Below are 26,185 nucleotides of genomic sequence, written 5' to 3'. Positions count from 1 at the left end.
CTGAGAACGTATGTCTGACGAAGAACGTCCCGACCTCACGCCTGCCCACAACCACGGCAACATCGACCAGGTCGACCTCCAGGTCGAGATGCAGCGGAGCTACCTCGACTACGCGATGAGCGTCATCGTGGGGCGTGCGCTCCCCCGCGTCGAGGACGGCCTCAAACCGGTGCACCGCCGTGTCATCTACGGCATGTACGACGGCGGCTACCGCCCCGACAAGAGCTACTCGAAGTGCGCCCGCGTCGTCGGTGAGGTCATGGGTCAGTACCACCCGCACGGCGACAGCGCGATCTACGACGCGCTGGTCCGCCTCGTGCAGCCGTGGTCGCTGCGGTACCCGCTCGCCGACGGGCAGGGAAACTTCGGCTCGCCGGGCAACCAAGGTGCTGCGGCCCCCCGGTACACCGAGACCAAGATGGCGGCCCTCGCCATGGAGATGGTCCGCGACATCGACGAAGACACCGTCGACTTCGAGGACAACTACGACGGCAAGACCCAGGAACCGGTCGTCCTGCCCTCGCGCTTCCCGAACCTGCTCGTCAACGGTTCGGTGGGTATCGCGGTCGGTATGGCCACGAACATCCCGCCGCACAACCTGCGCGAGGTCGCCGAGGGCGCACTGTGGTCGCTCGAGAACCCGGATGCGTCGCGCGAGGAACTCCTCGAAGCGCTGATGTCGCGCATCCACGGCCCCGACTTCCCCACCGGGGCGCAGATCCTCGGCACGAAGGGCATCCGCGAGGCGTACCGCACCGGTCGCGGCTCGATCACGATGCGCGCCGTCGTCGAGGTCGAGGAGATCCAGGGCCGCAACTGCCTCGTCATCACCGAGCTGCCGTACCAGGTCAACCCCGACAACGTCGCGCTGAAGATCCGCGACCTCGCTCGTGACGGCAAGATCACCGGCATCGCCGACATCCGCGACGAGACGAGCGACCGCACGGGTCAGCGCCTCGTCGTCGTGCTCAAACGCGACGCCGTTGCGAAGGTCGTGCTGAACAACCTGTACAAGCACACGCAGCTGCAGGAGAACTTCGGCGCCAACATGCTGGCGATCGTCGACGGCGTGCCCCGCACCCTCCCGCTCGACGGATTCATCTCGTACTGGATCACCCACCAGATCGAGGTCATCGTCCGCCGCACGCGCTACCGCCTCAACGAGGCCGAGAAGCGCATGCACATCCTGCGCGGATACCTCAAGGCGCTCGATGCCCTCGACGAGGTCATCGCGCTCATCCGCCGCTCCCCCACGGTCGAGGAAGCGCGAGAGGGACTGAAAGCCCTTCTCGACATCGACGATCTGCAGGCCGACGCGATCCTGTCGATGCAGCTGCGCCGCCTCGCGGCGCTCGAGCGTCAGAAGATCATCGACGAGGCGACCGAGCTCGAGCTGAAGATCGCCGACCTCAACGACATCCTCGCCACCCCCGCGCGTCAGCGCTCGATCATCGGCGAAGAGCTGACCGCGATCGTCGACAAGTACGGCGACGAGCGGCGCACGCACATCCTCCACGGGTTCGACGGCGACATGTCGATGGAAGACCTCATCCCCGAAGAGGAGATGGTGGTCACGGTGACCCGCGACGGGTATATCAAGCGCACGCGGAGCGACAACTACCGCTCGCAGCACCGAGGCGGCAAGGGCGTCAAGGGCGCCCAGCTGCGCGCGGATGACGTCGTCGAGCACTTCTTCGTCACGACGACGCACCACTGGCTGCTGTTCTTCACGACGAAGGGCCGCGTCTACCGCACCAAGGCGTACGAGCTTCCCGAGGCCGGCCGCGATGCGAAGGGCCAGCACGTCGCCAATCTCCTCGCGCTTCAGCCGGGCGAGGAGATCGCGCAGATCCTCGACATTCGCGACTACGCCGCGGCGCAGTACCTGGTACTCGCGACCCGCGATGGCAAGGTCAAGAAGACCGCGCTGACCGAGTACGACACCAACCGCCAGGGCGGTGTCATCGCGATCCGCCTGCGCGGCCAGGACGACGAGGCCGGCGGCGACGAGCTCGTCAGCGCGCTGCTCGTCGACGAGGGCGACGACATCCTTCTCATCACGCGCAAGGGGATGTCGCTGCGCTTCGCGGCCACCGACGACGCGTTGCGCCCGATGGGCCGATCGACCGAAGGTGTGAAGGGCATCTCGTTCCGTGAGGACGACAGCCTGCTGTCGGCATCGGTCGTGCGGGACGAGGGCTACGTGTTCGTCGTCACGGACGGCGGGTACGCCAAGCGCACGTCGGTCGACCAGTACCGCACCCAGAGCCGTGGCGGCTTGGGCATCAAGGTGGCCAAGCTGAACGACGATCGCGGGGTGCTCGCGGGCGGTCTCATCGTGTCGGAGACCGACGAGGTCCTCGTGGTTCTTGCCAGCGGCAAGGTGGTACGCTCCTCCGTGGCCGAGGTCCCGGCCAAGGGTCGCGACACCATGGGCGTCGTTTTCGCCCGGTTCGGTGACGACGACCGCATCCTCGCCATCGCCCGGAACGGTGAGCGTGGACTGACCGAAGACGCGGCATCCGAGGATGCCTCCGCCCCGGATGCACCCCCGTCCGCGGATACCGAAGAGAGTGGTTCTGACGCATGAGCACGGTCGCCGAAAAACTCGCCAGGAAGTCCACGAGCAAGACCAGCGCGAAGCAGGTCCGCCTGCGCCTCGTCTACGTCGACTTCTGGTCGGCCGTGAAGCTGTCGTTCCTCGCCGCGGTGGCCCTGGCGATCGTGACGGTCGTCGCCACCTTCCTCGTCTTCATGGTGCTCAGCACCACCGGTCTCATCGACCGGGTGGACGAGCTGTTCGTGGCGTTCTCGAACGGTGACTTCTCCATCAAGCAGTTCCTCGACCTGCCGCAGGTCATGGCGTTCGCGGCCGTCGTCGCCATCCTCAACCTCATCGTCATCACGGTGCTGGGCGCTGTCGTCGCCGGCATCTACAACGTGATGGTCAAGGTCACCGGCGGACTGTTGGTCGGCTTCACCTCCAATTAGTAGATTCCCGGATCATCGGGTAAAGTCTTGGAGGTTGCCGGCGCGTGAAGCGCGTCGGTACGGGGCTATAGCTCAGGCGGTTAGAGCGCTTCACTGATAATGAAGAGGTCCCAGGTTCAAGTCCTGGTAGCCCCACCCCGAACCCCCTCGGGGCCTTAGCTCAGCTGGTAGAGCGCCTGCTTTGCAAGCAGGATGTCAGGAGTTCGAATCTCCTAGGCTCCACAGACAAGACGCCGGGTATCCGTTCACACGGATACCCGGCGTCACTTTTTTCGTCGGCGCCGGGAAGTTCGAGCCGCAACGAGACGCGGGAGTTCAGGCGTGCGAGTGATCTGCTCGCTTGGTGCCTGCGGCCGTGCTTGCGATCCCGTCCATCACGACGGCGACGATAGTCCGCTTCAGTCCGCCGGAAACAGATCGACGAGTCCGGCCCTGACCGCCGTGATGAGGACCTGCACTCGGTCTCGTACATCCCACTTCTTCATGACGACGCCGAGGTGGGTCTTGACGGTGCTTTCGGACAGATGGAGCGCATCCGCGATCTCGCTGTTGCTTTTCCCGAGCGCGAGCTCGCGGAGTATCGCCGCTTCGCGGTCGTTGAGGCTCTCGACCGAGTGCGCATCGATGACGTCGTGCCGCTTGACGTCGAGTACCAGACGCTTGGTCATTTCGGGGGACAGGACGCCCGAACCGCTGTGCACCGCCGCGATCGCAGCAACGACCGCATCCGGCGGAGAATCCTTCAACAGGTAGCCGGCGAATCCACCTCTCAGTGCACGGGTGATGGCATCGGTGGTGCCGAGCGTCGTGATCGCGATGATCTGTGCGGGGTTTCCTGCGCGCTGCAGACGCTGTGCCGCCTCGAAACCGTCGATTCGCGGCATGTTCAGATCCATGAGCACCACATCGGGACGAAGACGCTCGGCCATGTCGACCGCGACGGCACCGTCCTCGGCGGTCCCGAGAACCGTCATCGACGGCGAGCGTTCCACGAAGATCGCCAGAGCGCTGCGCATGAGTTCCTCGTCATCAGCGATCAGCACGCGGATCTCGGTCACGTCGTCGAGAATATCGGGGATTCTTCGGTACGAAAGTGCGACGGATCGAGACGAATGGGCCGCTCTCTTCGCGTGATGCTGGAGGCGACGACACAGGGGGAGGTGATGTGCGTGATTCACGGGATGATGGCGGGCGGCTTCTGGTCCGAACTCTGCAAGATGCTCGGAGTGTGCCACTGACACTGACACTGGCGCGATGTGGCGGTTGACTCGCCCGGGCCTCAGCGACGCACAATGGTCCTGTGAGCGTGGGGACGGTGAAGCGTAGCGACGGCTTCGGTCACGGGCTCCGCCACGTCTCGCCTCTCAGTCGTCCCGAGCGCATCACGCTGCTCACTCTCGCAGGTGTGCTGCTCGTCGCCGGAATCGCCATGCACGCAACCGCCGGGGATCCGTTGTCGACGGCCATCTTCGAGTCCTTTTTCACCGTCTCCCTGGCCGGGTTCGCTTTCTCGCCCCGACTCTCGGCTGCGGTCATCGTCGTTCTCCTCCTCGGCGCCTTCCTGGGGGATACGCAAGCACTCGCCCTCGTGGTAGCCGCTGTGGCGCTGGCCCTCGTGGTCCGCACGTGCGACCTTCGCGTCATACTCGTGTACGCCATGGTGTGGTCAGGCGGGCTCTCGTGGAGCATCCTCGCTGACGCGACGCCTGTCACCGAGGCGATCGTCCTCATGGCCGTGGGGGTGGTGTCGGCGTCCAGCGGGCTCATCATGCGCAGAATCGAGGCGGGGTCGCGCCGACTGCGTGAGCAGTTGGCGGAGCGTGCGCGGGCGGAGCACGAGTCCGTGATGGCGGAGCGTTTGCGAATAGCGGATGAGCTGCACGACGTGGTTGCACACGATCTGACGATCATCGCCATGCACGTCGACTTGATCGTCGAATGCGATGCGCACGGCACGTCACTCGACGCGATCCGCTCCTCTTCGCGTCGCGCGCTGGAGGACCTCAGGCGCGTTGTGGGGCAATCGCACGTTCAGCCCACAGAAACGACCTCCGCGTCGGTTTCCGAGTTCCGGGGCGCCATCGCAGACGGGTGTCACACGCTGGAACGCGCCGGGATGACCGTACGTGCGGATGTCGACGCCGTCGACGGGACACAGCTGCCTCGGATCGTGGACCTGACCTTGTCCCGGCTCGTGCGCGAGGCGACCACGAACGTGCTGAAGCACTCGAGCGGCACGGAGGTCGCCCTTGCGGTGCGGACGTCGCGGGCCGCCGTCGAGTTCGAGATCACGAATTCCGTCGAGGAAGGACGCAGAATCCAACGCGTACCATCCGGCGGGTTCGGCCTGGTCCGGATGCGTGAGCGCGTCTCGAGGGTGGGCGGACATCTCTCCGCCGCCGCGTCCTCGGGGGTGTGGACGCTGTCGGTCCGTGTGCCGACGGGTCACGAGAGCGAGTGACCCGACCCGCGGGCCTCTCCTGCGGTCGTACTTTCGTGCCATCTAATCGGCACTTCTGTGCGGATCCTTCTCCCACAAGATGAGCATGTGTTCGAGCGAGACCACCGTCGAGGTCGACACGACGCGTGTGGTCGAGATCGAGTGGGGGGCCGATGAATATCGCAATGCAGTCCGAGAAGGCGGCGAGCAGGCTGCGGCTGCGCCATGATCTGGTTTTCGCGCAGGTGCCCGGCGGAGCCCTGGTCCGGCACTCCGACGGAGGTTTCGTTCTGCGCGGGCAGACGACGTATCGGTGGCTCGCCAGCCTCGCCCCGTTCCTCGACGGCTCACGCACGGCCGAGGAGCTGGTGGCCGGACTTGATGAGTCTCGATCCCAGATGGTCGACAGTCTTCTCGCCGTTCTCCGCGACCATGACGCGGTGTCACTGATCGACGGAGACCCGGTCGACCCGACGGGGCCTCTTGCCCCGTTTCGAGCACAGATCGCCTACATCGACCATTACGCGAACGATGGTCTCGAGCGGTTTCGTCGCTTTCGCGCTGCGCATGTCACCGTCGAGGGCGACCCAGAAGTCAGCGACGTCGTCCGACGGGGCCTGCAGCGCAACGGCCTGCTCCGCACGGCGGACGCGGATGAGACACCCGCGGCCGGCGCCGCCGCACTGCGGATCGTCATTGACACCACCGGCGACGCCTCGGCGATCGCCCGAGCCACTCGTGAGCCCGGCAGCGCCGTCTACCCCGTGACGCGGATCGGAGACCAGGTCATCCTCGGCCCGATCACCCGTCCCGGTTCCGCGATCAACTGGGCTGCGGCGATGGCCCGGCTGACCGACAACGACGAGACACCCGGCTCCCTCCAGATGTGGCGGGCGATCTCAGATCCCGCCCATCGTGTGTCTGTGGCGTCCCTCTCGCGCGTGCAGCTGGGCATCCTCGGGACCACGGTGGCCTACGACGCTTTCCGCTACCTCACGGCGGCCCCACCGGCCGAAGCAGACGACGCGATCGTGATCGTCGACCTCACCACCGGTGACACCTCTCGCGAAGCGGTCCTTCCAGACCCGCGATCATCCGGCATCCGGCCACCGGATGCCGCCGAGGTCCGATCATGGCCAACAGCGAGGGACAGCGTCGACAACGACGTGGACTCCGACAGGCTGCAGCGCTATCTGCGCCTCGTCGGCGAGAAGGTCGGCGTCGTCACGGGATTCACCGACGAGCTGGTCGACCAGTCGCCGATCAAGATCGCGCGCGCCGTGCACCGGCGGTCGGGTACGTCGACCACGGTGCTGGGGTTCTCGCTGGACAACCTCGGAGACGCTCGTCGGCGCGCAATGGAGGCCGCCGCGCTCCTCCATGTCAGCAACGTCGGTCCGCGTGAGCCGCAGGAGTCGTCCGCATTCAGACGCATTCTCGCCACCGAGCTCGAGATCGCAACGGGTCTCGGCCCCGTCGAGGCCGACGACATGCCTCTCGTCCCCGGAATCACCCTCGGTGGCGAGCGAGTTCTCGTCCCCCAGGCAGCGGTGTGGTCGCGCCATGCAGTGAACTCACGCGGCGCGTTCGAACGCACCACTGCCGGCGAGGGAGCGGGTGCCACCCTTGCCGAAGCTGTAGCCGCCGGCCTGCTGTCAGCCGCAGCCTTCCGCGCGCTGTCCTCGCTGGTGCGCGAGGGCGACGTGCACGACATCCCCGCCGACGGTCTCAACGCGCAGAATGCGTACCTGCTCGACGCGGCTCGCTTGAAGGGACTGGACCCGGTTCTCGTCGAGCTGCCGCACACCGCGGTGGGGACCGTGTTGCTCGCGCGAGACCTGCGGTCCGGCGAGCACACGCTCGGCTCCGGGTGGGACGTCGATCAGGCCGCCCAGGATGCCTTGCTCCGACTCCTCGGCCGCGTGCTCGTGGCTCCGACCGGGGCCGAACCGGACCGGATGCTCATCCCGGATCTCGATGTGTCGACTCTTGCGTTGCGGACGGTGTCCGAGCCCTTCACCGGGTCGACCGAGGCGTCCCTCGACACGGTGGTGGTCGATACGACGACCGCCGATATCCGGGCGACGGGGGCGCTCCACACCGTGCGAGTTCTGCTTCCGGCCGACAGTTGACCTGCGAGAAGGGAGGAAGACATGGAGAACGGATTGCGGGCGGACCTCGCAGCACTCGAGACCGAGACGTTCGAGATCCTCGACAGCGCCGAGCTGCTGATGGACCAGCAGGGGTTCGCGTGGTCGAGCTGTTCGACGTCCAGCTGCTGTGGATGCACGACCTGCAGCTGCAGCTCGACGAGTTGCAGCGCCACGAGCTCGACATCGACGACCAGCTGCAGCCATATCGGCTGACCCGAGCGGGCGCCACACGCCCACGCACAACCGGAAAGGAGGTGAACGAATGTCCCAGTTGAAAGCCCACATCGCGGTTCTCGAGGCGGAGACCTTCGAGGTGCTCGACTTCACACCCGCCGAAGACATGGCGGCTTCGACCAGTACCAGCTGCGCGTGCAGCACCACATCGACGTGCTCGTGCTCGTGCTCGTCGTGCTGCTCGACGACGAGTTCGAGCTGCAGCTCTACATCGTCGTGTGCGTGACGACCCAGACCAACGGAGAGGAGGGGTGATGATGAATCCCCTTGCACGACAGATCGCCGATCTCGAGGCGCAGACCTTCGAGATAGACGATTTCGCCCAGCTGTCGCAGGACGAAGCGCTCCAGTGGTCGAGCTGCTCGACCTCGAGCTGCTGCGGTTGTTCGAGTTCGAGTTGCGGCAGCTGCTGCGGGTGTTCGTCCAGCTGCGGGTCGACCAGTAAGTGATCTAGGCCGCCTCGGCGGCGATGGAGGAGAAATGACGGCACCCGTAATAGTGCGAGCCGCGGACACGGTACAGGCGTATCTCGACGCCCAGCCGCGACGGAGCGATCGCCCACGTGCACGTGTCCTGGAACTCGGCGCGACCGATGTCCTGGGAATCCACGGTGCCGTCGACACGACGCTGTTCCCCGAGAGGGAGGTCACAACGGTGCACCTCCACGGGCGCGACGCGTACGTGATGACAGGAGTCGAATCTGAACGAGCTGCCTGTGCTCTCTGCTTCCATCGCCGCTGGCAAGCCATTCGTCGGGAGGACGAGCGCGACGCTCTCGAGATGGCGGGAAGTTCCTGCGCGCTGCCGTCGGGCGTCTGGCTGACGCCACTGGTGCTCGACGCGCTGCAGCTGATGGTGGAAGACGATACCCGTGTCCGTCCCTCGACCATGGGGGAGACCCCCGTGCGCAGGCTGCAGCTCGACACTCTCGCGACCCGGACATTCCCCCTCCTGGCGGACCCCGATTGTCCCGCATGCGGCATGACCCCGGCCAACTCGCCGTCGCGGGCGGCGGTCCCGTTCGCACCCCGCCCGAAACCCGACGTCGACACCTACCGTCTGACCTCGCTGCGCGACTACGCCATGGACATCGACGTCTTCGCGAACCCGGTGTGTGGCGTGTTGGGCCCCCAGGCTCCCGCCGCTTTCGACAACCCGACGACGATCCCCGTCACGGGCTACAGCTACGTGCGCGGGGCAGCGCACCTCTACGAGTTCTTCTGGAGCGGCCACGCCGACAACATCGAGGACTCGCGGCGGCTCGCTGTGCTGGAGGGTCTCGAGCGGTATGCCGGCCTCCTGGCCCGCGGCCTGCCCGAACCCGTCTGGGCTGCGCTTCGCGACCTGGACGTGCCCGCTCTCGATCCTCGTGCGTGCACCCTCTATCCGCGCGAGTTCTACGACTTCAACACGCCCTATTTCGTCGAGTTCACCGAGGACCTCGAGATCCCCTGGGTCTGGGGTCGCAACCTCACCACCGGCACGGATACGTTCGTGCCGCAGCGACTCGTGCATTATCTGGATCAGACGGGCCCGGCATTCGTCGATGAATGCTCGAACGGTTGCGCTACCGGGGGAAGCCCTGAGGAGGCCATCCTGCACGGAGTCCTCGAGCTCATCGAACGGGACTCCTTCCTGTTGACCTGGTTCGCTCGTCATCCTGCGGTCGAGATCGATCCGCTCAGCAGCGGCGCTTCGGACATCTCGATCATGGTGGCGCGGATGGCGCTCGAGGGCTTCGACGTGCGCATGTTCGACACCAGGGTCGACTTGCCGGTTCCCGTCGTGACCGCCGTCGCCGTGCGGACCGACGGACGTCCGGGCGCACTGTGCTTCGCCGCCGGCTCGTCGCTGGACCCGGTGCAGGCGATGCGGGCGGCGCTGTGCGAGGTCGCATCGTATGTCCCGAGCTTCGACCGGCGGATGACGAGCGGCGCTGCCGAGGCTCGCGCGATGTTGAATGACTTCGGCTTGGTTCGCGAGCTCAAGCACCATGCTCTCCTCCACGGAATGGACGAGATGGTCGAGCATTCAGACTTTCTGCTCAGCGAGCGCCGCGCGCAGCCGATGGGGGTTGTCTACGAGGAATGGAACAGGACACGTCCCCGGAACCTCGACCTCTCGGACGACCTGCGGTGGGTCATCGCCGCGCTAGACGACAGGGGGTTCGATCTCCTCGCGGTGGATCAAACGTCGCCCGAGCAACGGTCGATGGGTCTGAACACGTATGCCACGGTCGTGCCGGGGCTGATCCCGATCGACTTCGGCTGGCACAAACAGCGAGCCTTCCACATGGACCGGACCCGCACCGCTCACCGCGACGCGGGGCTTCGCGCCACCGCGTTGCGGTTCGAGGACATCAACCCGGTACCGCACCCGTTCCCCTGATGACCGCCGTCATTCCGACAGGAGCCCACATGCCCACGACGACACGCGTCAGGAAGTACGTCGATGATGTTGTACGGCGCGCCCGTACGCCGATGCCACCGCTCGACCACGTGGTGCTGTGGGACCAGCAGCCCCGGCGCCACAAGGTCTTCTCCGACGCCGCGCAGTTCGAGATGCCCGTCGGCGAGAAGTGCCGTACACGGCTGTCGGATGCGCTCTCATCCCCGTCGACGTCGCCGAGCGATGTGCTGGACGTCGGTAGCTTGGGCCGCGCCCTCCACGACACATATGGTCTCCTCTCGCGTCGTCTGCGCGTGACCGGCAACGATGATGCGGTCAACAAGACGGTGAGCGCGGTGAGCACGTACTCCCGGGGCACGGCGAATGGTGGCGGTCTCTATCCGCTCGAGTTCTACTGGGTGAGCGGTTCTTCGGCGCGGCAGCTTCCCGGTGTGTATCACTGGAACACGGCCTCGGGAACGATGCAAAGGCTTCTTGTCGGCGATGCACACGACAGGGTTCGCGCCGCGATCGACGACGACTGCGGGACCGACCAGTTCCTGCTGGTGACGGTCAAGCTCTGGAAGAACGCTTTCAAATACAACAGCTTCAGCCACCACGTGGTCACCATGGACCTCGGGACGGTGCTCGCCACACTCGCACTGTCCGGGTTGTCGGGCGACTCGGCCGCGCGGACTCCCCGCCTGTGGTTCGACTCCGCGGGTCTCGACGGCCTGCTCGGCCTCGACCCGTTCGAGGAGACGACCTTGGCGGTCTTGCCACTCCCGCCGGGGGCCGGCGACCTGAAAAGAGGGACCGTCACCTCCGAGGCGGGGGTGCGGTTCGAGGAGGCGGAGCGCTTCCCCGGGTCGACGCGCTTCCCTCAGGTGGTCGAGGTCATGCGCGACTCCTTCGCGGACACGATCGCTCCTGCGATAGATGTGGTGCTCGCGCGGACGTCGTCGGGTCAGATGACGTCGCTGCCCCCGAGCGCGGAGTCGAGCTCCGCGCTCGGACTGTCGGATCTTCTGGCCGCCAGGCGGTCCAGTTTCGGCACCTTCAGCTCCAACATCCCGCTGGGTCTCGCGGAGCTTGCCCATGTGCTTCGCACCACCGATCGAGGTGCGCGGCTGCTCACCGACGCCGGACGGGCGCAGTTCGCTCGGGTGGCCGTTTTCTGTAACCACGTCGAGGGGATCTCGCCGGGTGGATACGTGTACGACCACGAGCAGGACGCCCTGGTCCGTATCGACGACGAAGATCCCGGGCTCTTCCTTCAGGCCACGTACTTCCTCGACAACTACAACGTCGAGCAGGCGGCAGCCGTGCTCGCCATCCTCGTGCCGGCCGACGACGTGCTCGCCGCAGGTGGCTCGCGGACCGTGCGTCTGCTGAACGCAGTCGTGGGTGCGGCGACCCAGTCCGCCTACCTTGCGGCTACCGACCTCGGGCTCGCGTGTGGTGCTGCCCTGGGTTTCGACAACGTCGCGTACGCCGAGCGTCTGCGCGTGATCGACACCGGCGAATGGCCCTTGATCATGATCATGATCGGCCGCGATCGCGTCGATCAGGCGGATTTCGCCGCACCGCTGGATCTCGACGCGAAGGAGTAGTCATGACCAACCTCTCAGCCCTCGCTCGCCCACGGATCTCTTCCGTCGCGAAGTCGACGCCCCCCCACTTCATGTTCCGAGTCGCGCCGCTGCCCTGGGAACGGCTGCAGGGACTGGCATTCTCTCGGACCGTCGCATGGGCCGACGTCGTGCTGGATGCCGAGGCGCGACTCGACGATGCTGCCCGAACCCTTCCGGACCGCGTGCAGGAGTTCATCGGCGGCCAAGAAGATGACGGGGTCCGTCACGCACTGATCAATCTCCGCCGTGACATCTTCAACGCCCGTGTGCCGCGCGACATCGAGGCGACCCGCGCAGCGCTCGCGATTCTCCCCGATGGCCTGGCGGGTGACATCCTCGAGTGGATCGATCTCGCGCAGCAGACGCGTGACGTGCGCCGAAGCGGCGCCGACGTGTTCCGCGCCGAGCTCCCGCTGCGGAGAGCGGCCCTGCAACGGCTTATCGCGACACCAGTACTGCGCTCCGGGATTCTTCTGGCGTCTCCATCTCTCGACGAGGCCATCCCGCGTTACCTGGCCGCCGATCCCGCCAGCCTGTCGAAGCGCGCCCGGCGCATCGAGCGGTCGGCGAGCGATTATGTCTATCGGACCGTCTGCAAGACGAGTCCCTTCAGCACACTCACCGACGTCGCGCTGGGCGACTTCTCGGGCGATGCTGGCGGTGTGCTCGAGGTCGATCCCGAGGTTCTGGACTCGCAAGCAGCCCGGAGCAATCCCCGGTTGAACATGGCCATGCTGGCACGGGTGAGCGAGGCCATCCTGGCGTCCGACGAGCATCTCGTCGACCTCCCCGTGATGGTCTCGCGTGGATGGACGAGCGATCGTCGGCGCGTCAGGTACATGCGAAGGCAGCGCAAGGTCGGTGACGCCGATGCGGCGATGACCCTCGACACCTTCGACGAGAACGTGTTCTTCCTTGCGCACAGCGACATCGTCGACGATCTCTTCCGTGTGCTCGGAGACCGCATGATGACCATGGGCCGCCTGCAGATCGCGCTCCACTCCCAGCTTCCGCACGACCGTCCCCTCGACGATGTGTGGCACTACCTGCGGCATCTCCTGAGGTTGAATCTGCTGACCGCGCCTGTGCTGACGATGGACATCCATGCGGCGGATCCCGCTGTTCACTTCGCGGACAGGATCGCAGGACTGGAGGCGCCATGGGCTTCCACGCTTTCGAGCGACATCCGTCGGATGACCGACCTCGTAGGGACCTACGCGCAGGCCAGCGTTGACGAGAGACGGCTCATCATCCGCGATCTGCACTCTCACTACGACGCGATGATGCGCGGGATAGGTGTGCAGCAACCGGAGCGGCTGCGCACGGTGGTCTACGAGGACTCTGCGCTGCCGCGCGGCAGCGTCCGTGCGTCGCTCGATGCCTGGGAAAGCGGGCTGTCCGGCGACTTCGCCTCGCTTGCTCGCATCTTGCCCGTCTTCGACTCCCTCACCCCGCACCGGTTGATGGTGCGCGGGTTCTTCGACGCCCGCTACGGGGCACGCGGAACATGCGACGACATCGTGAAGTTCACCCACGACTTCCACCTCGACGTCTACGACCAGTACCTCCGCTACTCGGCCAACAGACGGCCTTTCGTCGACAACGAATATCAGGACCAGGAGAACTGGTTCAAGATGGACGAGGTCCGCGCTCTCGATGAGGCACGGCGCACCCTGGTTCGTGCGATGCGCTCGCGGTATGCCGCGCACGATGGTGCCGGTGACCTCGTTCTCGACGATGCCTTCGTCGAGGAGGTGGCGGCCGCGCTACCCGATCTGGGCGACCGGCTGGACCCGCGCGCCTACTTCGGCCAGATCGGCGAGATAGACGGCCGCGATCGGTGCGTCCTGAATCGCACCTATACGGGCTTGTCACTGCTGTTCTCGCGTTTCCACCACTGCTTCGCGGAGTCCGGCGACACCTCTCTCGTCGACGCGTTGCGAGAGCACCTGCGCAGCATCACTCCGCCCGGCGCCGTCTTCGCAGAGATCACCGGGGGATACGACACGTCGAACCTGAACCTGCATTCCGTCGTCACGCCGTACGAGATCGTCTGTTCCGGTGAGGTCTCGTTCCGCGACACGGACGAGCAGTTGCCTGTGGAGGATCTCTCGATCGTCCGTGACCCCTCGTGCGGCCGGCTTCTCCTCCGCTCACGGCGACTGGACGTCGAGGTGATCCCGGTCTATCTGGGTTTCCTCATGCCCATGGCACTGCCGGAGATGCAGCGGCTGCTCCTGGCGTTCTCGCAGAGTCGGATCGCGAGCCTCGACCTCTGGACGGGGACCGACGAACCTCTGGGCGGGGGCGAGATAGGCGGCCATCCGCGGGTGCGGCTAGGCGACCTGGTGCTCGTCCGACGAGTGTGGAAGACGGACCCGGCTTCGCTCCCCGAGGGTCTGTTAGGCGCGGATGGCGCGGAACGGATGCTCGGCTGGAGACGGTGGACGCGCAGGCACGGTCTACCGCGTTACGTCTTCGTCACGCCCGATGCCGCCGGTGGGGACGAGGGCGAGGGTGATGACTCCGCCGTGCGTTTCGGTAAGCCGCAGTTCGTCGACTTCGAGGACCATTTCTGTCTCGACATCCTCGACCAGTTGGCCCAGCGCGCGAATCGGCGCCTGGTCTTCACCGAGATGCTGCCGGTACCGGAGAGCCTGCCCGCGCGGAATGCGGCTGGGGAACGCTACGTCTCGGAGATCACCTTCGAGTTCAACGCTCCGGCGGTGACACGATGACCGCGGTTCGTCCGATATCGCCCGTCGCCGTCGAGGCCGAATTGCCCCCCGTGGTGGATCCGGATGCCGCCGGCGAATGGATTGCCGTGCACGTCTACTATTCGAGCAACAACCACCCGTTGCTCGTCGACGCCGTTGGACCTGTCATCGACGGGCTTCGCCGAGACGGGCTGCTGGAATCGTGGTTCTTCATCAGGTACTGGATGGAAGGGCCGCATCTGCGCGTGCGACTCAAGCCGAGACGTATGGGCGATCAGCAGATGGTCGTCGACCGGCTGTTCTCGGCTCTCGACGCGTTCCTCGACGACCGTCCTGCTCTCTACGAGATGGACGAGCGTGAGACGTCCGGCCTGTTCAAGGAGATGTTCCTCGGCGAATACGACGAGCAGCAGTGGAATGAGCTGTACGGAGAGACCGGCTCCATGCCTATGCGCCCGAACAACAGCTACGTCGTCATGCGCTACGAGCCCGAAGTCGGACGATATGGGGGTACCGAGGCGATCAGCGTGGCGGAGAAGCACTTCGAGGCATCCAGCGACCTGGTGCGCACGCTCGTGGAGACGACGAATGTGCACGTGCGATCGGTGCTGTTCGGGCTTTCCGCGCAGCTGATGACGGTGATGCTGGGCGTGTTCCAGGACGACATCGACCGATCGGCGCTCTTCCTGTCGGCATACCGCACGTACTGGGAGCGATCGGGCTCGGGCGAGGCGGCGCCGCGCCACGATGCATACGCTCGAGCGTTCGACACCATGCAGGGCGGTCTGCGCGAACACCTCGGCACGGTGTACGAGGCTGCCGCTCGCAGGGATACCGATGAACTGAACGGCTTCTTGAAGGAATGGGCCGAGCACTGCATCGACCTTCACGACACGCTTTCTGCTGTCGCCGACAGGGGAGAGCTCACGTTCCCGCTCGGCCCGGACGGCGGCACGATCCCCGTCGACATCACGACGGGGGCACAGGCTCTCCTCAGTGGGTATCTGCACATGACGAACAACCGTCTGGGGGTGAGCATCATCGACGAGTGTTACATCGCCTACCTCATCGAGCATGCCCTCACTCAGGGTGGAGCCGATTCCGCCAGCACCGACCTGCAGTTCATGTTCGGGGGGACAGGGGCCGACCGATGAATGGCGGCGACACTCTCGACCTGCTGCGCGATGCGCGCCCGCAGCTGGTCGATGATGTGCGCATCGGTCCCGGCCTCTGGGATGTTCCGTCGACACGCTTCGTGATGCACGATGCGCGGACGGGATGGTATTTCCGCATCGGCGAGCACGAGCAATTCCTTGTTTCACGTATGGACGGCGTGCGCACCGTCGACCAGCTGGAAGACGAGTTCATCGAGCATTACGAACGGCGACTCACCGAGCCGCTGTGGAATTCCCTGCTCGGACTGCTCGCTCAGCGAGGCCTCCTGGTGGGGTCGGCTACGCCGGTCCAGCTGCAGAGCCTGCGAGACGCCCGAGAGCGAGAACGCGGAGAGGCTCGCACGTGGCTGCACGCCCGGATGCCGATCGTGAAGGCGGATCGGATCCTTCGCCGCATGGCCGTCGCGGTGCGGGTGCTCGATCATCTCGCCGTCTGGCTGCTGGTCTGGGTGGCCGCGGCGGCGCTGGTTGTTCATGTCAGCTCCAACTGGGATGTGCTCTGGCCCGCCGCCCGGTCGCTCTGGACGGATCCGGTGGCGATCGCCGTCTTCATCGTCGTCATGTGGGCCTCCCTCGTTCTTCACGAGCTTGCTCACGGCGCGACGGCGTGGGCCTACGGGGCGCGTGACATCGAGATCGGCGTCATGTGGCGATTTCCGTTCATCTCGCCCTATTGCAAGGTCGACGACACGATGCTCTTCCACGATCGCTCCCGCAGGGTGAGGGTGGCTCTCGCGGGCGTGACGGTATCCGTCGCGGTGTGTCTACCGTTCTGGCCGCTGTCGCTCGTCGCCGACGGGACGCTCGCCACCGTCTGTGCGGCGATGATGACGTTCGGTCTGCTCACCGGCCTGATCAATCTCGTCCCGCTCTTTCACATGGACGGCTACTACGCGCTCATGCACGCTCTCGGCGCCTTCGATCTCGAGGCTTCCTCACGAGCGGCGCTGGTCGGCCTCGCACGTCGCAGCCGCGAAGCGGGCAGTCGGGAATCCGGCCACCGAACCGCGTCGCTGGTGTACGGCCTCTTCTCGCTCCTGTTCATGAGCGCGATGGTGTTCGGATTCGCGGTCGCGGGATATCTGGCCCTCCAACCGCTGCTCGGTCCGTGGCCCGCGGTAGTCGTGGTGTGCAGCGGGGTGCTGGCAACCTTCGCCATCGGGGTGCTGGCGACGCGGCGGACGCGGGCCAAGCGCAGGGCGCAGACGGGCACCAGGACACCGATATCGAAGAGATGGGGTCAGACATGACGATCAGCGACACGGACAACGCGATCAGCACGACCGCGTTGACGAAGACCTTCCGCCGCGGGACCGCGGTTGACGCCGTCAGCCTGCAGGTGAGACGGGGCGAGGTCTATGGGTTCGTCGGTCTCAACGGCGCCGGGAAGACGACGTTCATGCGGATGCTCGTCGGTCTCGCGCGACCGAGCAGCGGTTCGTTCTCGGTACTCGGGAGTGCGACGCTGAGCAACGACGTGCTGCGGAGAGTGGGCACGATGATCGAGGGCCCGACCTTCTACCCCGGTATGACGGGGCGCCAGAACCTCGTGCTCATCGCCAAGTACGCCGGCCTCGCCCGGACAGCCGTCGACACCGCGCTGGAGGCGGTCGAGCTGGGTGATCGCGGGGATGACGTTTTCAGGACGTATTCGCTCGGGATGAAGCAGCGCCTCGGACTCGCCGCCGCGCTGCTCGGAGAACCAGAGCTGCTGATTCTCGACGAGCCGACCAACGGGCTCGATCCCGCCGGTATTTCGGCGATGCGCGATCTGATCCGCGCGCAGTCGCAGCGGGGCCGCTCGGTGCTGCTGTCCAGCCATCTGCTCGGCGAGGTCGCCCACGTGTGCGATCGCGTGGCGGTGCTCCACCACGGGCGGATCATCGCGATCGGCACCCCTGCCGAGATCGAAGCTGCGCACGGGGAGGCGCCGAAAATCATCGTGACGACCACCGACGTCGAGGCTGCGCTCGACGTACTGCGCTCGCACGCGGAGGTCGACGAGGTCCGGCCTACCGGCGAGGGCGTCGAGGTCGTCGCGGCGAAGGACATCTCGGCGTCGGTCACGGTGGCCCTGGTTTCGGCCGGAGTGGATGTGACGGGTGTCCGGCGGGACCACCGCTCCCTGGAAGATGTCTTCCTGCAGATGACCGCGGCCGACGAACGGAGGAGCTCATGATGTCCACGGTGGATGCAGAGCTGTACGGGATGCGGCACCGTAGGGCTTTCACCGTCCTGCCCATCGTCTGGCTTCTCCAGATCGTGCTGTTCGCCTATCTCGCGAACTTCATCGTCGCGATGACCGTCGACGGACTCACCGAGGAGCAACGCGCCGCGATGAAAGCGAGCCTGGGCACGGACGCAGTGTCTGCGGCCGTCCTCGGGTCGCTTCCGATGTACGGAGCCCCGGTGCTGATCATCCTCGGCGCGCTCATGGCAGCCGGAGACGAGAGATCGGGAATCCTCCGTCTCACTCTGAGCCGCGTGCCCGAGCGCGCTACCGTGCTGGTGGGTAAGCTCACGGCGCTCCTCCTGCTGGTTTCCGTCGTCATCGTGCTGTCGATGGTCACGGCCGCCGTGTGCGCCGTGGTCTTCTCGGCCATCGACGGAGCGTCGATGCGATGGAACGCTGTCGCGATCGTCGCCGACACCGCGGCTTCCTGGCTGATTGCCGTGGCCTGGGCGATGTTCGGCTTCATGCTGGGTATCGTTACCCGTTCGCTCGCGGCCAGCATCGCGATGGGCGTGCTGTGGGCGCTTGTCGTCGAGCAGATGGTTCACGGGCTTGCGGCGGTGGCCACCGTGTTGGCGCCCGTGCGCGTCGGGCTCATCAGCGGGGCGTCCGCGGTCCTCGCAGACGCCGCCGGTATCGCCACCATGCCGGGCGGCGTCCCCGACGCCCCCCTGGGGATCGCGATCCTCGTGCTCGTCGCATGGTGCATCCTCAGCGCGGGCGTGGCGGCGGTGGTGTTCCGTGCGCGTGACATCCGATGACAGGGAGAAAGCCGAAATGACGACTGAAGAATCTATCCACCCGCGCGGTCTCCAGCGATTCGCGGCCGTCGGCGCTGTGATCGGAGTTGCGAGCGCCGTCGCCGCGTCTGTGCTGCACTTCGGCTTCGCCGACGTCGGAGCGGCCCGCACGCTCGCCTTCGTCGGGATGATCGGCGCATTCGCGGCGGGTGTCGCCGCGGTCACGAGCAGGTCGAGCGGTCAGAAGGCGGTCTTCGCGATCATCGCCGTGCTGTGTCTGATCGCCTCGTCGACTGTATTCGGAATGACGTTCTCTTAGATCGCGACGACGAAAGGATGGCACCATGACGATGCTGAGGGCCGAAGTGGCGGCGCTAGAGGTCGAGACATTCGAGGTACTCGACCTCGCCATGACCGACGATCTCTCGGCGGCTTCGACGAGCACGACGAGCAGCGCGTGCAGCACCACCTCGACCTGCTCGTGCTCGACGTCGTCGTGTTGCAGTACGACGTCGACGAGTTGCGCGTCCACGTCGTCCTGCGCTTAGGTGCCAGACGTTCTCTCACGCGGTGACCCCGCGCGACGATCGGGAGCGACCCGTCAGCGCGAACGCTGCTCCGTGATGTCGGCGACGGTTGCGCCGTAGGCGGCGATGAGAGCGTCGGCGTCGACGAACAGGCTGTAGCCGTGCGCGCCGGCGCCCATCGCGATGCGTCGGCCCGCGATGGACGAATCGGCGAAGACCGGCCAGTCATGGGTGCTGCCGATCGGCACGATCGTGCCGCGTTCGTACCCGGTCGCCGCGAGGGCGAGCTCGGGCTCGGGCAGGCGCAGCTTGTTGACCCCTACGAGGGCGCGGAGCTTCGGCCACGAGATCACCCGGTCGCCCGGGACGAGCGCGAACAGGTAGGTGTCGTCGCTCCGCTTGACCACGAGTGTCTTGACGATGTCGTCGGGTTCGAGACCGAGGAGCGCGGCGGCCTCATCGAGGCTGGCGGCATCCGGACGCGGCCGAACGACGACATCGAGCCCACGCTCGGCCGCCGCGAGGCGAACCCGAGACGTGGGCTCGAGATCTTCGGTCATCCGATTCAGGCGTCGGGAGCGCGCAGCGGGTCGTCGGCAACCCACAGCTCGTCGTCCGCGCGGAGCGTCTGCCAGGCGGCGTAGAGCACGCCGGCTGCGGCGGTGACGCCGAGGATCAGAGCGATGACGCCACCGGCGCCGCGCTTCTTCTTCGGCTCGGGCAGAGCGGCACGCGACTGGAACTTCTTCGTCGCCTTCTTGCCGTACTTGGCGGCGTTCTTCTTCACCGAGGAGAGGTCGAGGTCGACACCACGTCCGTGGGCGAGGCGTCCACGGGTGTCGTTCGCCGCATCCCACACGGAGAGTGCGCCGCCCACGACGGCTCCGGCGGCGGGGATGAGAGCGCCGTTGTAGACCTTGCGGGTCGCGCGGACGCTCTTGTCGACGTACGGCGCGGCGTACTGCTCATAGGTGTTCTGAACGGCGGGCTTGACGTGCTCGCGGTTGTAGTTGCCCAGCTGGTGGCCGGCGTCGCGTGCGACTTTGGCGGCCTCTCCCATCAGGACCTGCTGCGACTCCCACAGGGTGTTCGCCTGCTTCTGGAGCTTGCGGAGTTGCTTCTTGCGCTTGCGGCTGAGGCTCACGTGGGCCCTCCCTGCATCGTGGGACGTTTTCCCTCATCTTGCCAGAGAGCGCTCCAGCCAGCAGGGCATTGACAGGTGCGAGAATGGCACACATGCCTCAGCACACTGCAGTAGCGACGATCCACACCAACCACGGCGACATCGTCGTCAACCTTTTCGGCGACCAGGCCCCCCGCACGGTGAAGAACTTCATCGGTCTCGCCGACGGTTCGCAGGAGTGGACCAACCCCGCCACGGGCAAGCCCGGCGAGGGCCCCCTCTACACCGACGTCATCTTCCACCGCATCATCCCGAACTTCATGATCCAGGGCGGCGACCCGCTCGGTCAGGGCATCGGCGGCCCCGGCTACAACTTCGACGACGAGATCAGCCCCGAGCTGGACTTCCAGAAGCCGTACATCCTCGCGATGGCGAACGCGGGCCTGCGCCGCAACGCGATCACGGGCAAGGCCGAGGGCACGAACGGCTCGCAGTTCTTCATCACCACCGACCCGACCCCCTGGCTGCAGGGCAAGCACACCATCTTCGGCGAGGTCGCGGATGACGCGTCGCGCCAGGTCGTCGACACGATCGCCTCGGTGAAGACCGGCGCACAGGACCGTCCGGTCGACCCGGTGGTCATCTCGTCGATCGACGTCGTCACGGTCTGAGCGGTACGTGAGCGCGTCCGAGCTGCGGAGCAACCCCGACAACTTCTGTTACCGGCATCCGGATCGGCAGAGCTTCGTGCTCTGCCAGCGGTGCCTGCGCACGATCTGCGCGGAGTGCCAGACCCAGATGCCCGTCGGAGTGATCTGCCCCGAATGTCTGCGTGATCAGCAGAAGAGCTCGGACGCGCCGCGTCCCCGCCGCGCACCGCGCGTCCTGCGCGCGGTGCGCTCCGACGACTCACGGCCGCTGGTCACCTACGGGATCATCGGCGTGACGTTCTTCGTGTTCATCGTCGGACTCATCCCGGGCCTGGGGTCCGTGGTCACGTCGACTCTGGCGATGTACCCCCCGTTGCTCTACCCGGAGTTCAGCGGCACCTTCGAGCCGTGGCGGCTGTTCACGGTGCTGCTCGTCCACAGCGGCTTCTGGCACGTCGGGCTCAACATGCTCGCGCTCTGGATGCTGGGGCGCAGCCTCGAGCCGATGCTCGGTCGCGGCCGCTTCCTCGCGCTCTATCTGCTCAGCGGCCTCGGGGGATCGGTCGCAGTCGTGCTGTTCGGGTTCTCATCGGCTGTCGTCGGTGCGTCGGGCGCGATCTTCGGCCTTTTCGGCGCCCTGCTCGTGATCGGCCGTCATATCGGCGCGAACATCACGGGAATCGCCGTGGTTCTGGGAATCAACCTCGTCATCACGTTCCTGCCGCTGCTCCTGAGCGGGCTCGGCGGAAGCGCAGGCACGCAGATCTCGTGGCAGGCGCACGTCGGCGGCTTGGCGGTGGGCGCGCTCGTCGGCTTCATCTTCGCGCGCACGCGAACGATCCGCCGTCAGCGCTTGCAGGTCTGGCTGCTCGGCGCCACCGCCGCGGGGCTGATCGCTCTGCTCGCGGTGCCCCTCGCCCTCTACTGACGAAAGTTATCCACAGGCCTATCCCCAGGTGGGGATGGAATCACACCGGTGTGATTCACCCCATGTGGACAACCGGTCAGCGCCACCGCGTGGTCATGAGGAAGCCCACGAAGGCGATGCCGAAACCGATCACCAGGTTCCAGCCCCCGATACCGGGCACGGGAAGCGTGGAGTTGCTGAGATAGAAGACGAGCACCCACACGAGTCCGATGAGCATCAGCCCCAGCATGATCGGCTTGAACCAGACCGGGTTAGGTGCGTCATCTGCGGGGCGTCGCTCCACGGTCGGGTCGTCGTGGTCGCTGGAAGATGCCATGGGAGAATCCTAGCCGTCGGACCTCGAGTCGCCCGGGCTCACCCGTCAGGACTCCCACAGGCCGGCCGTGAGACAGTAGGGGAGTGCTCCGCCTCGGTGATGGCATGCCGAATCGAGAGGGGCCGAGATGCCCGCATGGTGGGAACAGATCGTCCACGCAGTGACCGGGCGCGTCAGCCGGCACGACGACCTGCCGGATCTGCGGGAGCTCCCGTCTCGCGCGGTCAGACTCGAACGCACTCACTATCTCGTGAACGACCGTGAGCGACAGAGCCGTCATCCTCGTGCCTATGTCCTGCGTACCGAAGTGGACGCGTCTCGGGGCCGCGGCAACATCGCAGCCTTCTCGAACGGTCGCGGTGTGGGATATCTCCCGGAGTCGGTCGCGGCCGAGATGCATCCGCTGCTCGACGACCTCGGCGGTGCCGCGGTTGTCAACGGCGCAGGCGTCAGGACCGGCAGCATCCGCCTCTGGGTCGATCTGCCGACATCCAGCGCGGTGCGCCGTCTCGTCGCCACAGTGAGTTCTTCCAGGGCTGCGGGCTAAACTCTGCGACTGTGGAGAGCACTCGCACGTCGTCCCGACGCTCACGTCGCTCGCCGTCGCGCCCGCGGCGACGCGTGAGTGTGATCAGCGTCTTCGGCGAGCTCCTTCTGACCGCCGGTGTGGTGATGCTGCTCTTCGTGAGCTGGCAGATGTGGTTCGGCGACATGATCATCGGATCGCAGAAGCAGGCGGAGGCCGCGGCGCTCGCGCAGCAATGGCAGACCCAGGCCGAAGAGGCTCCGACGCCGGCCGAGACGCCTACCGGTGAGCCCGAGCCGGCGGACCCCGCCGCGATTCCCGTGCTGGCCGAGCCCGAGCCGGGCGCGGAGTTCGGCATCATGTACATCCCGCGTTTCGGTCCCGACTGGCAATTCACCATCGCGAACGGCACGGCGAAGAAGGCGATCCTCGACAAGGGCCACATCGGTCACTACGAGGGTTCCGCGATGCCGGGCGCCGACGGCAACATGGCTGTCGCCGCGCACCGGTGGACCTCGGGTGCGCCCTTCGACCCGGTCGACCGGCTCGTGGTCGGCGACGCCATTGTCATCCAGACCCAGGACGGCTGGTACACCTACCGATTCCGCAACGTCGAGTACGTGCAGGACACGGCGATCGAGGTACTCAACCCGGTTCCCCAGCAGGTCGACCTCAGCGCTAACGGCAAGTACCTCACCCTCACGAGCTGCGCCCCGAAACTCAACATGCTCGAGCGCATCATCTCGTACGCGGTCTTCGAAGAGTTCACCCCGACCTCGGCGGGTCCGCCGGCGTCGCTGACAGAGGGAGTCTCCGCCTGATGTACGGAGCACTGTGGCGAGTTCTCCCCGGACCCTGGTGGCTCCGGCTGTTCTTCCTGCTCATCCTCGCGGCTGCGGTCGTCTATGCGCTGTTCTTCTGGGTGTTCCCTGCCATCGCGCCGTTCTTCGCGCCGGGCGAGGAGTCGACGGTCGGGTGACCGCGATCCTCGTGATCGACAATCACGACAGCTTCATCCACACTCTGGTCGGCTATCTCCATGAGCTCGGCGCCGAGACCGAGATGGTGGAGTCGGATGCCGTGAGCGACCCCTCTCACGTTATGGCGGGCTTCGACGGCGTCCTCGTGTCGCCGGGACCGGGCGCTCCGGAGGATGCGGGCGCCTCGATCGACGTCGTGCGCGCAGCCGCGGCATCCGCGGTTCCGCTGCTCGGGGTGTGTCTCGGGCATCAGGCCATCGCGGTCGCGTTCGGCGCGACGGTGGGGGAGGCGCCGGAACTCATGCACGGGATGACGTCGGACGTGCGGCACGACGGGTCTTTCCTGTTCGAGGGCGTGCCGACGACCTTCGCGGCGGGCAGGTACCACTCTCTCGCCGTCGACGCCGCGACGGTGCCCGCCGAGCTGCGGGTCACCGCACGCGCGTCGGGCGGCACGGTCATGGCGATCGCCCACCGTGACGCACCCGTCGTCGGCGTGCAGTTCCATCCCGAATCCGTGCTGACCGATGGCGGCTACCGGATGCTGGGGAACTGGTTGGCGTCGGTCGGACTGAACGGCGCGCAGGAGCGCGGAGCGCGGTTGCACCCGCATCGACGGGATGCAACCGTCACCTGAACCGGTGCGCCGGAGCCGGTGAGGCGCGGGTCTCAGCTGCCGGTGCAGACCCGGAGCGTGACGGTCGATCCGATCGGGACCTCGCCCGGTGCCAGCGACTGCGACGAGACGGTGCGACCGCCCGCTGCTGCCGCGCAGCCCGGGTCTTCGACGACCTCGGGGATCAGCTGACGCGATTCCTGCTGCAGCTCGCGCTCGGCGGCTTCGACGGTGTACCCGGTCAGGTCGACGAGGGTCACGGTGCCGCTGGCGACGACGAGGTTGACCGACGATCCCATGGCGAGAGCCGAGCCCTCGGGCGCCGACGCCTCGATGACCGTGCCGGCAGGCAGGGTCGGATCGTTGCGCGATCGAACGGTGCCCAGCTGCAGCCCGGCACGTTGCAGCGCTTCGGTCGCCTCGGTGCGTGAGAGGTTCTGGAGCGTCGGGACGGTAGCCATCTCTTGGCCCGTCGAGACGTAGACGGTCACGCGCTGGCCCGGCGAGAGGGTGATGCCTGCTGCGGGCTCGGTGCTGATGACGTCGCCCGGCGGCACCGCGTCGTCGCTGCGGTCGGAACGGACCGGATCCAGCTCGGCTTCTTCGATGAGATTCTCCGCCAGGTCCCACGACTTGCCGGCGACCTCCGGCACGACCCGCGACGTACTCGGCACGGTCGTGGTCGTGTCACGGAATGCCAGGACCCAGATGAGCACCGCGATGAGCAGGGCGGCGAGCACCGCCACTCCGGCCCAGATCCAGCTGACGGGCGGGCCGGACTGCGTGCGGCGCATCGTGTTGTCGGTGCTGAGCTGACGCAGGGATCGTGCCGTCTCGGCCGCGTGCCGCGGATCCGGCCCGTACAGCTCGCTTGCGAGGGCCCCCATCTGACGCTTGGTCGGCTGCTTGCCGCCGACCGCCTGGTCGAGCGCGGCCCGGAACTCCGTCGCGTCCTGGAATCGCTGGAACGGACTCTTTGCGAGAGCGCGCAGCACGACGGCATCCAGCGCGCGCGGCACGTTCTCGACGATCTCCGACGGCGGTAGGGGAGCTTCGCTCACGTGCTGGTAGGCGACGGCAACCGGCGTCTCACCGCGGAACGGCGCCCGCCCGGTGAGCAGTTCGTAGAGCACGACACCGGTCGAGTAGAGGTCGGCGCGCGCGTCCACCGGCTCGCCCTTGGCCTGCTCGGGGGAGAAATAGGCCGCCGTGCCGATGATCGCCGTGGTCTCCGCGACCGTCGACGACGAGTCCGAAACGGCCCGGGCGATGCCGAAGTCCATGACCTTCACGGTGCCGGCGTCGGTGATCATGACGTTGCCCGGCTTGATGTCGCGGTGCACGACCCCGGCGCGGTGCGAGTACTCGAGGGCTTCGAGGATGCCGTCGACGTAGCGCACCGCATCCGACTCGCTGATGGGGCCGGCTTCGACCATGTCCTTCAGCAGTCGACCCGTCACGAGCTCCATGACGATGTACGGCACGGAGTGGTCACTGCCGTCGGGGTCGGTCTCGGTGTCCTCACCGGCGTCGAACACACGGACGATCGACGGGTGGGCCATCCGAGACGCGGCCTGCGCCTCGAGGCGGAACCGCATGCGGAAGCCGGGGTCGTCGGCCAGCTCGCGCTTGAGCACTTTGATCGCCACGTCACGCCCGAGGGTGACGTCGTACCCCCGGTACACGCTCGCCATTCCGCCGCGCCCGATGGGCTCGTCGATGCGGTAGCGCCCTGACAGCACACGTTGCTCTGCCGACACGTCACTCCCTGCGTTCGACTCGTACTCGGATGTGGGACTCATGGTCGAACCGGA

Annotated in this window: 25 protein-coding genes, 2 tRNA genes and 1 pseudogene; 22 read left to right on the top strand and 6 right to left on the bottom strand. The window is 66.5% G+C overall.

Features of this window, described 5'->3' with window-relative positions:
• Window positions 1–10 precede the first annotated feature (10 nt).
• The 4 genes from gyrA to ABIC53_RS12680 all read left to right on the top strand — a co-directional run bounded on the left by gyrA (window position 11) and on the right by ABIC53_RS12680 (window position 3,213).
• Window positions 11–2,590 carry a DNA gyrase subunit A gene (gene gyrA / locus ABIC53_RS12695; RefSeq protein ID WP_112615521.1) on the top strand — a complete coding sequence of 860 codons (2,580 nt, stop codon included), beginning with the start codon at window positions 11–13 and terminating at the stop codon, window positions 2,588–2,590.
• Window positions 2,587–2,991 (top strand): DUF3566 domain-containing protein, encoded by a 405-nt coding sequence (locus ABIC53_RS12690; RefSeq protein WP_354451723.1) that lies wholly within the window; start codon window positions 2,587–2,589, stop codon window positions 2,989–2,991. Before gyrA ends, ABIC53_RS12690 begins: the two co-directional genes overlap by 4 nt.
• Before the next feature lie 61 nt (window positions 2,992–3,052).
• A tRNA-Ile gene (locus ABIC53_RS12685) sits at window positions 3,053–3,126 on the top strand.
• A 14-nt stretch (window positions 3,127–3,140) separates the two neighbouring features.
• Window positions 3,141–3,213: transfer RNA gene (locus ABIC53_RS12680), tRNA-Ala, on the top strand.
• Window positions 3,214–3,389: 176 nt separating this feature from the next.
• On the opposite strand, the gene ABIC53_RS12675 is transcribed toward ABIC53_RS12680, so the two are convergent.
• Window positions 3,390–4,226: a response regulator gene (locus ABIC53_RS12675; protein ID WP_354451721.1), complete on the bottom strand. Its 837-nt coding sequence runs from the start codon at window positions 4,224–4,226 to the stop codon at window positions 3,390–3,392.
• An 80-nt stretch (window positions 4,227–4,306) separates the two neighbouring features.
• Here ABIC53_RS12675 and ABIC53_RS12670 point away from each other — a divergent pair, with 80 nt between their 5' ends.
• The 4 genes and pseudogenes from ABIC53_RS12670 to ABIC53_RS12655 all read left to right on the top strand — a co-directional run bounded on the left by ABIC53_RS12670 (window position 4,307) and on the right by ABIC53_RS12655 (window position 7,859).
• Window positions 4,307–5,452: a sensor histidine kinase gene (locus ABIC53_RS12670; protein WP_323986936.1), complete on the top strand. Its 1,146-nt coding sequence runs from the start codon at window positions 4,307–4,309 to the stop codon at window positions 5,450–5,452.
• A 164-nt stretch (window positions 5,453–5,616) separates the two neighbouring features.
• Complete coding sequence (locus tag ABIC53_RS12665; protein WP_323986937.1) at window positions 5,617–7,563, top strand: hypothetical protein; 1,947 nt, start codon at window positions 5,617–5,619, stop codon at window positions 7,561–7,563.
• A 21-nt stretch (window positions 7,564–7,584) separates the two neighbouring features.
• Window positions 7,585–7,680: pseudogene (locus ABIC53_RS12660) on the top strand (hypothetical protein); the annotation flags it as partial.
• A 2-nt stretch (window positions 7,681–7,682) separates the two neighbouring features.
• Entirely contained in the window at window positions 7,683–7,859 is a 177-nt protein-coding gene (locus ABIC53_RS12655) for a hypothetical protein (protein WP_274179119.1), read from the top strand.
• A gap of 409 nt (window positions 7,860–8,268) precedes the next feature.
• On the opposite strand, the gene ABIC53_RS12650 is transcribed toward ABIC53_RS12655, so the two are convergent.
• Window positions 8,269–8,427 carry a hypothetical protein gene (locus tag ABIC53_RS12650; RefSeq protein ID WP_269268424.1) on the bottom strand — a complete coding sequence of 53 codons (159 nt, stop codon included), beginning with the start codon at window positions 8,425–8,427 and terminating at the stop codon, window positions 8,269–8,271.
• Between the two features lie 75 nt (window positions 8,428–8,502).
• On the opposite strand from ABIC53_RS12650, the gene ABIC53_RS12645 reads away from it, so the two are divergent.
• From ABIC53_RS12645 to ABIC53_RS12610, 8 genes are read left to right on the top strand one after another with little or no spacing between them, the layout of a single operon-like run.
• Window positions 8,503–10,206, top strand: coding sequence for a TOMM precursor leader peptide-binding protein (locus tag ABIC53_RS12645; protein WP_274179118.1), 1,704 nt, complete (start codon window positions 8,503–8,505; stop codon window positions 10,204–10,206).
• 29 nt (window positions 10,207–10,235) lie between these two features.
• The gene (locus ABIC53_RS12640) at window positions 10,236–11,819 is read left to right on the top strand and encodes a nitroreductase family protein (RefSeq protein ID WP_354451718.1); all 1,584 of its coding nucleotides are present in this window, start codon (window positions 10,236–10,238) and stop codon (window positions 11,817–11,819) included.
• A 2-nt stretch (window positions 11,820–11,821) separates the two neighbouring features.
• Window positions 11,822–14,578, top strand: a complete 2,757-nt coding sequence (locus ABIC53_RS12635; RefSeq protein WP_354451716.1) for a lantibiotic dehydratase — start codon at window positions 11,822–11,824, stop codon at window positions 14,576–14,578.
• Window positions 14,575–15,711 (top strand): lantibiotic dehydratase C-terminal domain-containing protein, encoded by a 1,137-nt coding sequence (locus ABIC53_RS12630; protein WP_274179115.1) that lies wholly within the window; start codon window positions 14,575–14,577, stop codon window positions 15,709–15,711. Before ABIC53_RS12635 ends, ABIC53_RS12630 begins: the two co-directional genes overlap by 4 nt.
• Complete coding sequence (locus ABIC53_RS12625) at window positions 15,708–16,982, top strand: metalloprotease (RefSeq protein WP_274179114.1); 1,275 nt, start codon at window positions 15,708–15,710, stop codon at window positions 16,980–16,982. The genes ABIC53_RS12630 and ABIC53_RS12625 overlap by 4 nt, the downstream gene beginning before the upstream one ends.
• The gene (locus ABIC53_RS12620; RefSeq protein WP_274179113.1) at window positions 16,979–17,911 is read left to right on the top strand and encodes an ABC transporter ATP-binding protein; all 933 of its coding nucleotides are present in this window, start codon (window positions 16,979–16,981) and stop codon (window positions 17,909–17,911) included. Before ABIC53_RS12625 ends, ABIC53_RS12620 begins: the two co-directional genes overlap by 4 nt.
• Complete coding sequence (locus tag ABIC53_RS12615; protein WP_354451713.1) at window positions 17,911–18,726, top strand: DUF2705 family protein; 816 nt, start codon at window positions 17,911–17,913, stop codon at window positions 18,724–18,726. Before ABIC53_RS12620 ends, ABIC53_RS12615 begins: the two co-directional genes overlap by 1 nt.
• Window positions 18,727–18,742: 16 nt before the next feature.
• Complete coding sequence (locus tag ABIC53_RS12610) at window positions 18,743–19,024, top strand: hypothetical protein (protein WP_354451711.1); 282 nt, start codon at window positions 18,743–18,745, stop codon at window positions 19,022–19,024.
• A 282-nt stretch (window positions 19,025–19,306) separates the two neighbouring features.
• Here ABIC53_RS12610 and ABIC53_RS12605 read toward each other — a convergent pair whose 3' ends face one another.
• Entirely contained in the window at window positions 19,307–19,792 is a 486-nt protein-coding gene (locus ABIC53_RS12605; protein ID WP_274179110.1) for an aminoacyl-tRNA deacylase, read from the bottom strand.
• A gap of 5 nt (window positions 19,793–19,797) precedes the next feature.
• Window positions 19,798–20,376: a DNA helicase gene (locus tag ABIC53_RS12600; protein ID WP_112615535.1), complete on the bottom strand. Its 579-nt coding sequence runs from the start codon at window positions 20,374–20,376 to the stop codon at window positions 19,798–19,800.
• Between the two features lie 92 nt (window positions 20,377–20,468).
• Here ABIC53_RS12600 and ABIC53_RS12595 point away from each other — a divergent pair, with 92 nt between their 5' ends.
• Window positions 20,469–21,026, top strand: coding sequence for a peptidylprolyl isomerase (locus ABIC53_RS12595; protein ID WP_181574157.1), 558 nt, complete (start codon window positions 20,469–20,471; stop codon window positions 21,024–21,026).
• 7 nt (window positions 21,027–21,033) lie between these two features.
• Window positions 21,034–21,933, top strand: a complete 900-nt coding sequence (locus tag ABIC53_RS12590; protein WP_274179108.1) for a rhomboid family intramembrane serine protease — start codon at window positions 21,034–21,036, stop codon at window positions 21,931–21,933.
• Window positions 21,934–22,009: 76 nt separating this feature from the next.
• Here ABIC53_RS12590 and ABIC53_RS12585 read toward each other — a convergent pair whose 3' ends face one another.
• On the bottom strand, window positions 22,010–22,249 hold the full coding sequence (locus tag ABIC53_RS12585; RefSeq protein ID WP_023953414.1) for a cell division protein CrgA: 240 nt from the start codon (window positions 22,247–22,249) through the stop codon (window positions 22,010–22,012).
• 361 nt (window positions 22,250–22,610) lie between these two features.
• On the opposite strand from ABIC53_RS12585, the gene ABIC53_RS12580 reads away from it, so the two are divergent.
• The 4 genes from ABIC53_RS12580 to ABIC53_RS12565 all read left to right on the top strand — a co-directional run bounded on the left by ABIC53_RS12580 (window position 22,611) and on the right by ABIC53_RS12565 (window position 24,392).
• Complete coding sequence (locus ABIC53_RS12580; protein ID WP_354451708.1) at window positions 22,611–22,796, top strand: hypothetical protein; 186 nt, start codon at window positions 22,611–22,613, stop codon at window positions 22,794–22,796.
• A 74-nt stretch (window positions 22,797–22,870) separates the two neighbouring features.
• Window positions 22,871–23,596 carry a class E sortase gene (locus ABIC53_RS12575; RefSeq protein ID WP_258524581.1) on the top strand — a complete coding sequence of 242 codons (726 nt, stop codon included), beginning with the start codon at window positions 22,871–22,873 and terminating at the stop codon, window positions 23,594–23,596.
• On the top strand, window positions 23,596–23,754 hold the full coding sequence (locus tag ABIC53_RS12570; protein ID WP_181574158.1) for a hypothetical protein: 159 nt from the start codon (window positions 23,596–23,598) through the stop codon (window positions 23,752–23,754). Before ABIC53_RS12575 ends, ABIC53_RS12570 begins: the two co-directional genes overlap by 1 nt.
• Window positions 23,751–24,392 carry an anthranilate synthase component II gene (locus ABIC53_RS12565; protein WP_354451705.1) on the top strand — a complete coding sequence of 214 codons (642 nt, stop codon included), beginning with the start codon at window positions 23,751–23,753 and terminating at the stop codon, window positions 24,390–24,392. The genes ABIC53_RS12570 and ABIC53_RS12565 overlap by 4 nt, the downstream gene beginning before the upstream one ends.
• Window positions 24,393–24,424: 32 nt before the next feature.
• On the opposite strand, the gene pknB is transcribed toward ABIC53_RS12565, so the two are convergent.
• Window positions 24,425–26,173: a Stk1 family PASTA domain-containing Ser/Thr kinase gene (gene pknB / locus ABIC53_RS12560; protein WP_269268440.1), complete on the bottom strand. Its 1,749-nt coding sequence runs from the start codon at window positions 26,171–26,173 to the stop codon at window positions 24,425–24,427.
• Window positions 26,174–26,185: the final 12 nt, after the last annotated feature.

Source organism: Microbacterium sp. 1262, assembly GCF_040544895.1.
Lineage (GTDB): Bacteria > Actinomycetota > Actinomycetes > Actinomycetales > Microbacteriaceae > Microbacterium > Microbacterium plantarum.
Note: the sequence above shows the minus strand (reverse complement) of the source record. Positions and strands in the feature narration are given on the sequence as shown.

Bases quoted from the DNA above. Each gene is read 5' to 3' on its own strand.
- ABIC53_RS12645 (WP_274179118.1), top strand. From the start codon at position 8,503: ATGACAGGAGTCGAATCTGAACGAGCTGCCTGTGCTCTCTGCTTCCAT.
- ABIC53_RS12585 (WP_023953414.1), bottom strand. From the start codon at position 22,249: ATGGCATCTTCCAGCGACCACGACGACCCGACCGTGGAGCGACGCCCC.
- ABIC53_RS12605 (WP_274179110.1), bottom strand. From the start codon at position 19,792: ATGACCGAAGATCTCGAGCCCACGTCTCGGGTTCGCCTCGCGGCGGCC.
- ABIC53_RS12610 (WP_354451711.1), top strand. From the start codon at position 18,743: ATGACGACTGAAGAATCTATCCACCCGCGCGGTCTCCAGCGATTCGCG.
- ABIC53_RS12665 (WP_323986937.1), top strand. From the start codon at position 5,617: ATGCAGTCCGAGAAGGCGGCGAGCAGGCTGCGGCTGCGCCATGATCTG.
- ABIC53_RS12570 (WP_181574158.1), top strand. From the start codon at position 23,596: ATGTACGGAGCACTGTGGCGAGTTCTCCCCGGACCCTGGTGGCTCCGG.
- ABIC53_RS12620 (WP_274179113.1), top strand. From the start codon at position 16,979: ATGACGATCAGCGACACGGACAACGCGATCAGCACGACCGCGTTGACG.
- ABIC53_RS12615 (WP_354451713.1), top strand. From the start codon at position 17,911: ATGTCCACGGTGGATGCAGAGCTGTACGGGATGCGGCACCGTAGGGCT.
- ABIC53_RS12595 (WP_181574157.1), top strand. From the start codon at position 20,469: ATGCCTCAGCACACTGCAGTAGCGACGATCCACACCAACCACGGCGAC.
- gyrA (WP_112615521.1), top strand. From the start codon at position 11: ATGTCTGACGAAGAACGTCCCGACCTCACGCCTGCCCACAACCACGGC.
- ABIC53_RS12630 (WP_274179115.1), top strand. From the start codon at position 14,575: ATGACCGCGGTTCGTCCGATATCGCCCGTCGCCGTCGAGGCCGAATTG.
- ABIC53_RS12640 (WP_354451718.1), top strand. From the start codon at position 10,236: ATGCCCACGACGACACGCGTCAGGAAGTACGTCGATGATGTTGTACGG.
- ABIC53_RS12635 (WP_354451716.1), top strand. From the start codon at position 11,822: ATGACCAACCTCTCAGCCCTCGCTCGCCCACGGATCTCTTCCGTCGCG.
- ABIC53_RS12625 (WP_274179114.1), top strand. From the start codon at position 15,708: ATGAATGGCGGCGACACTCTCGACCTGCTGCGCGATGCGCGCCCGCAG.
- ABIC53_RS12690 (WP_354451723.1), top strand. From the start codon at position 2,587: ATGAGCACGGTCGCCGAAAAACTCGCCAGGAAGTCCACGAGCAAGACC.
- pknB (WP_269268440.1), bottom strand. From the start codon at position 26,173: ATGAGTCCCACATCCGAGTACGAGTCGAACGCAGGGAGTGACGTGTCG.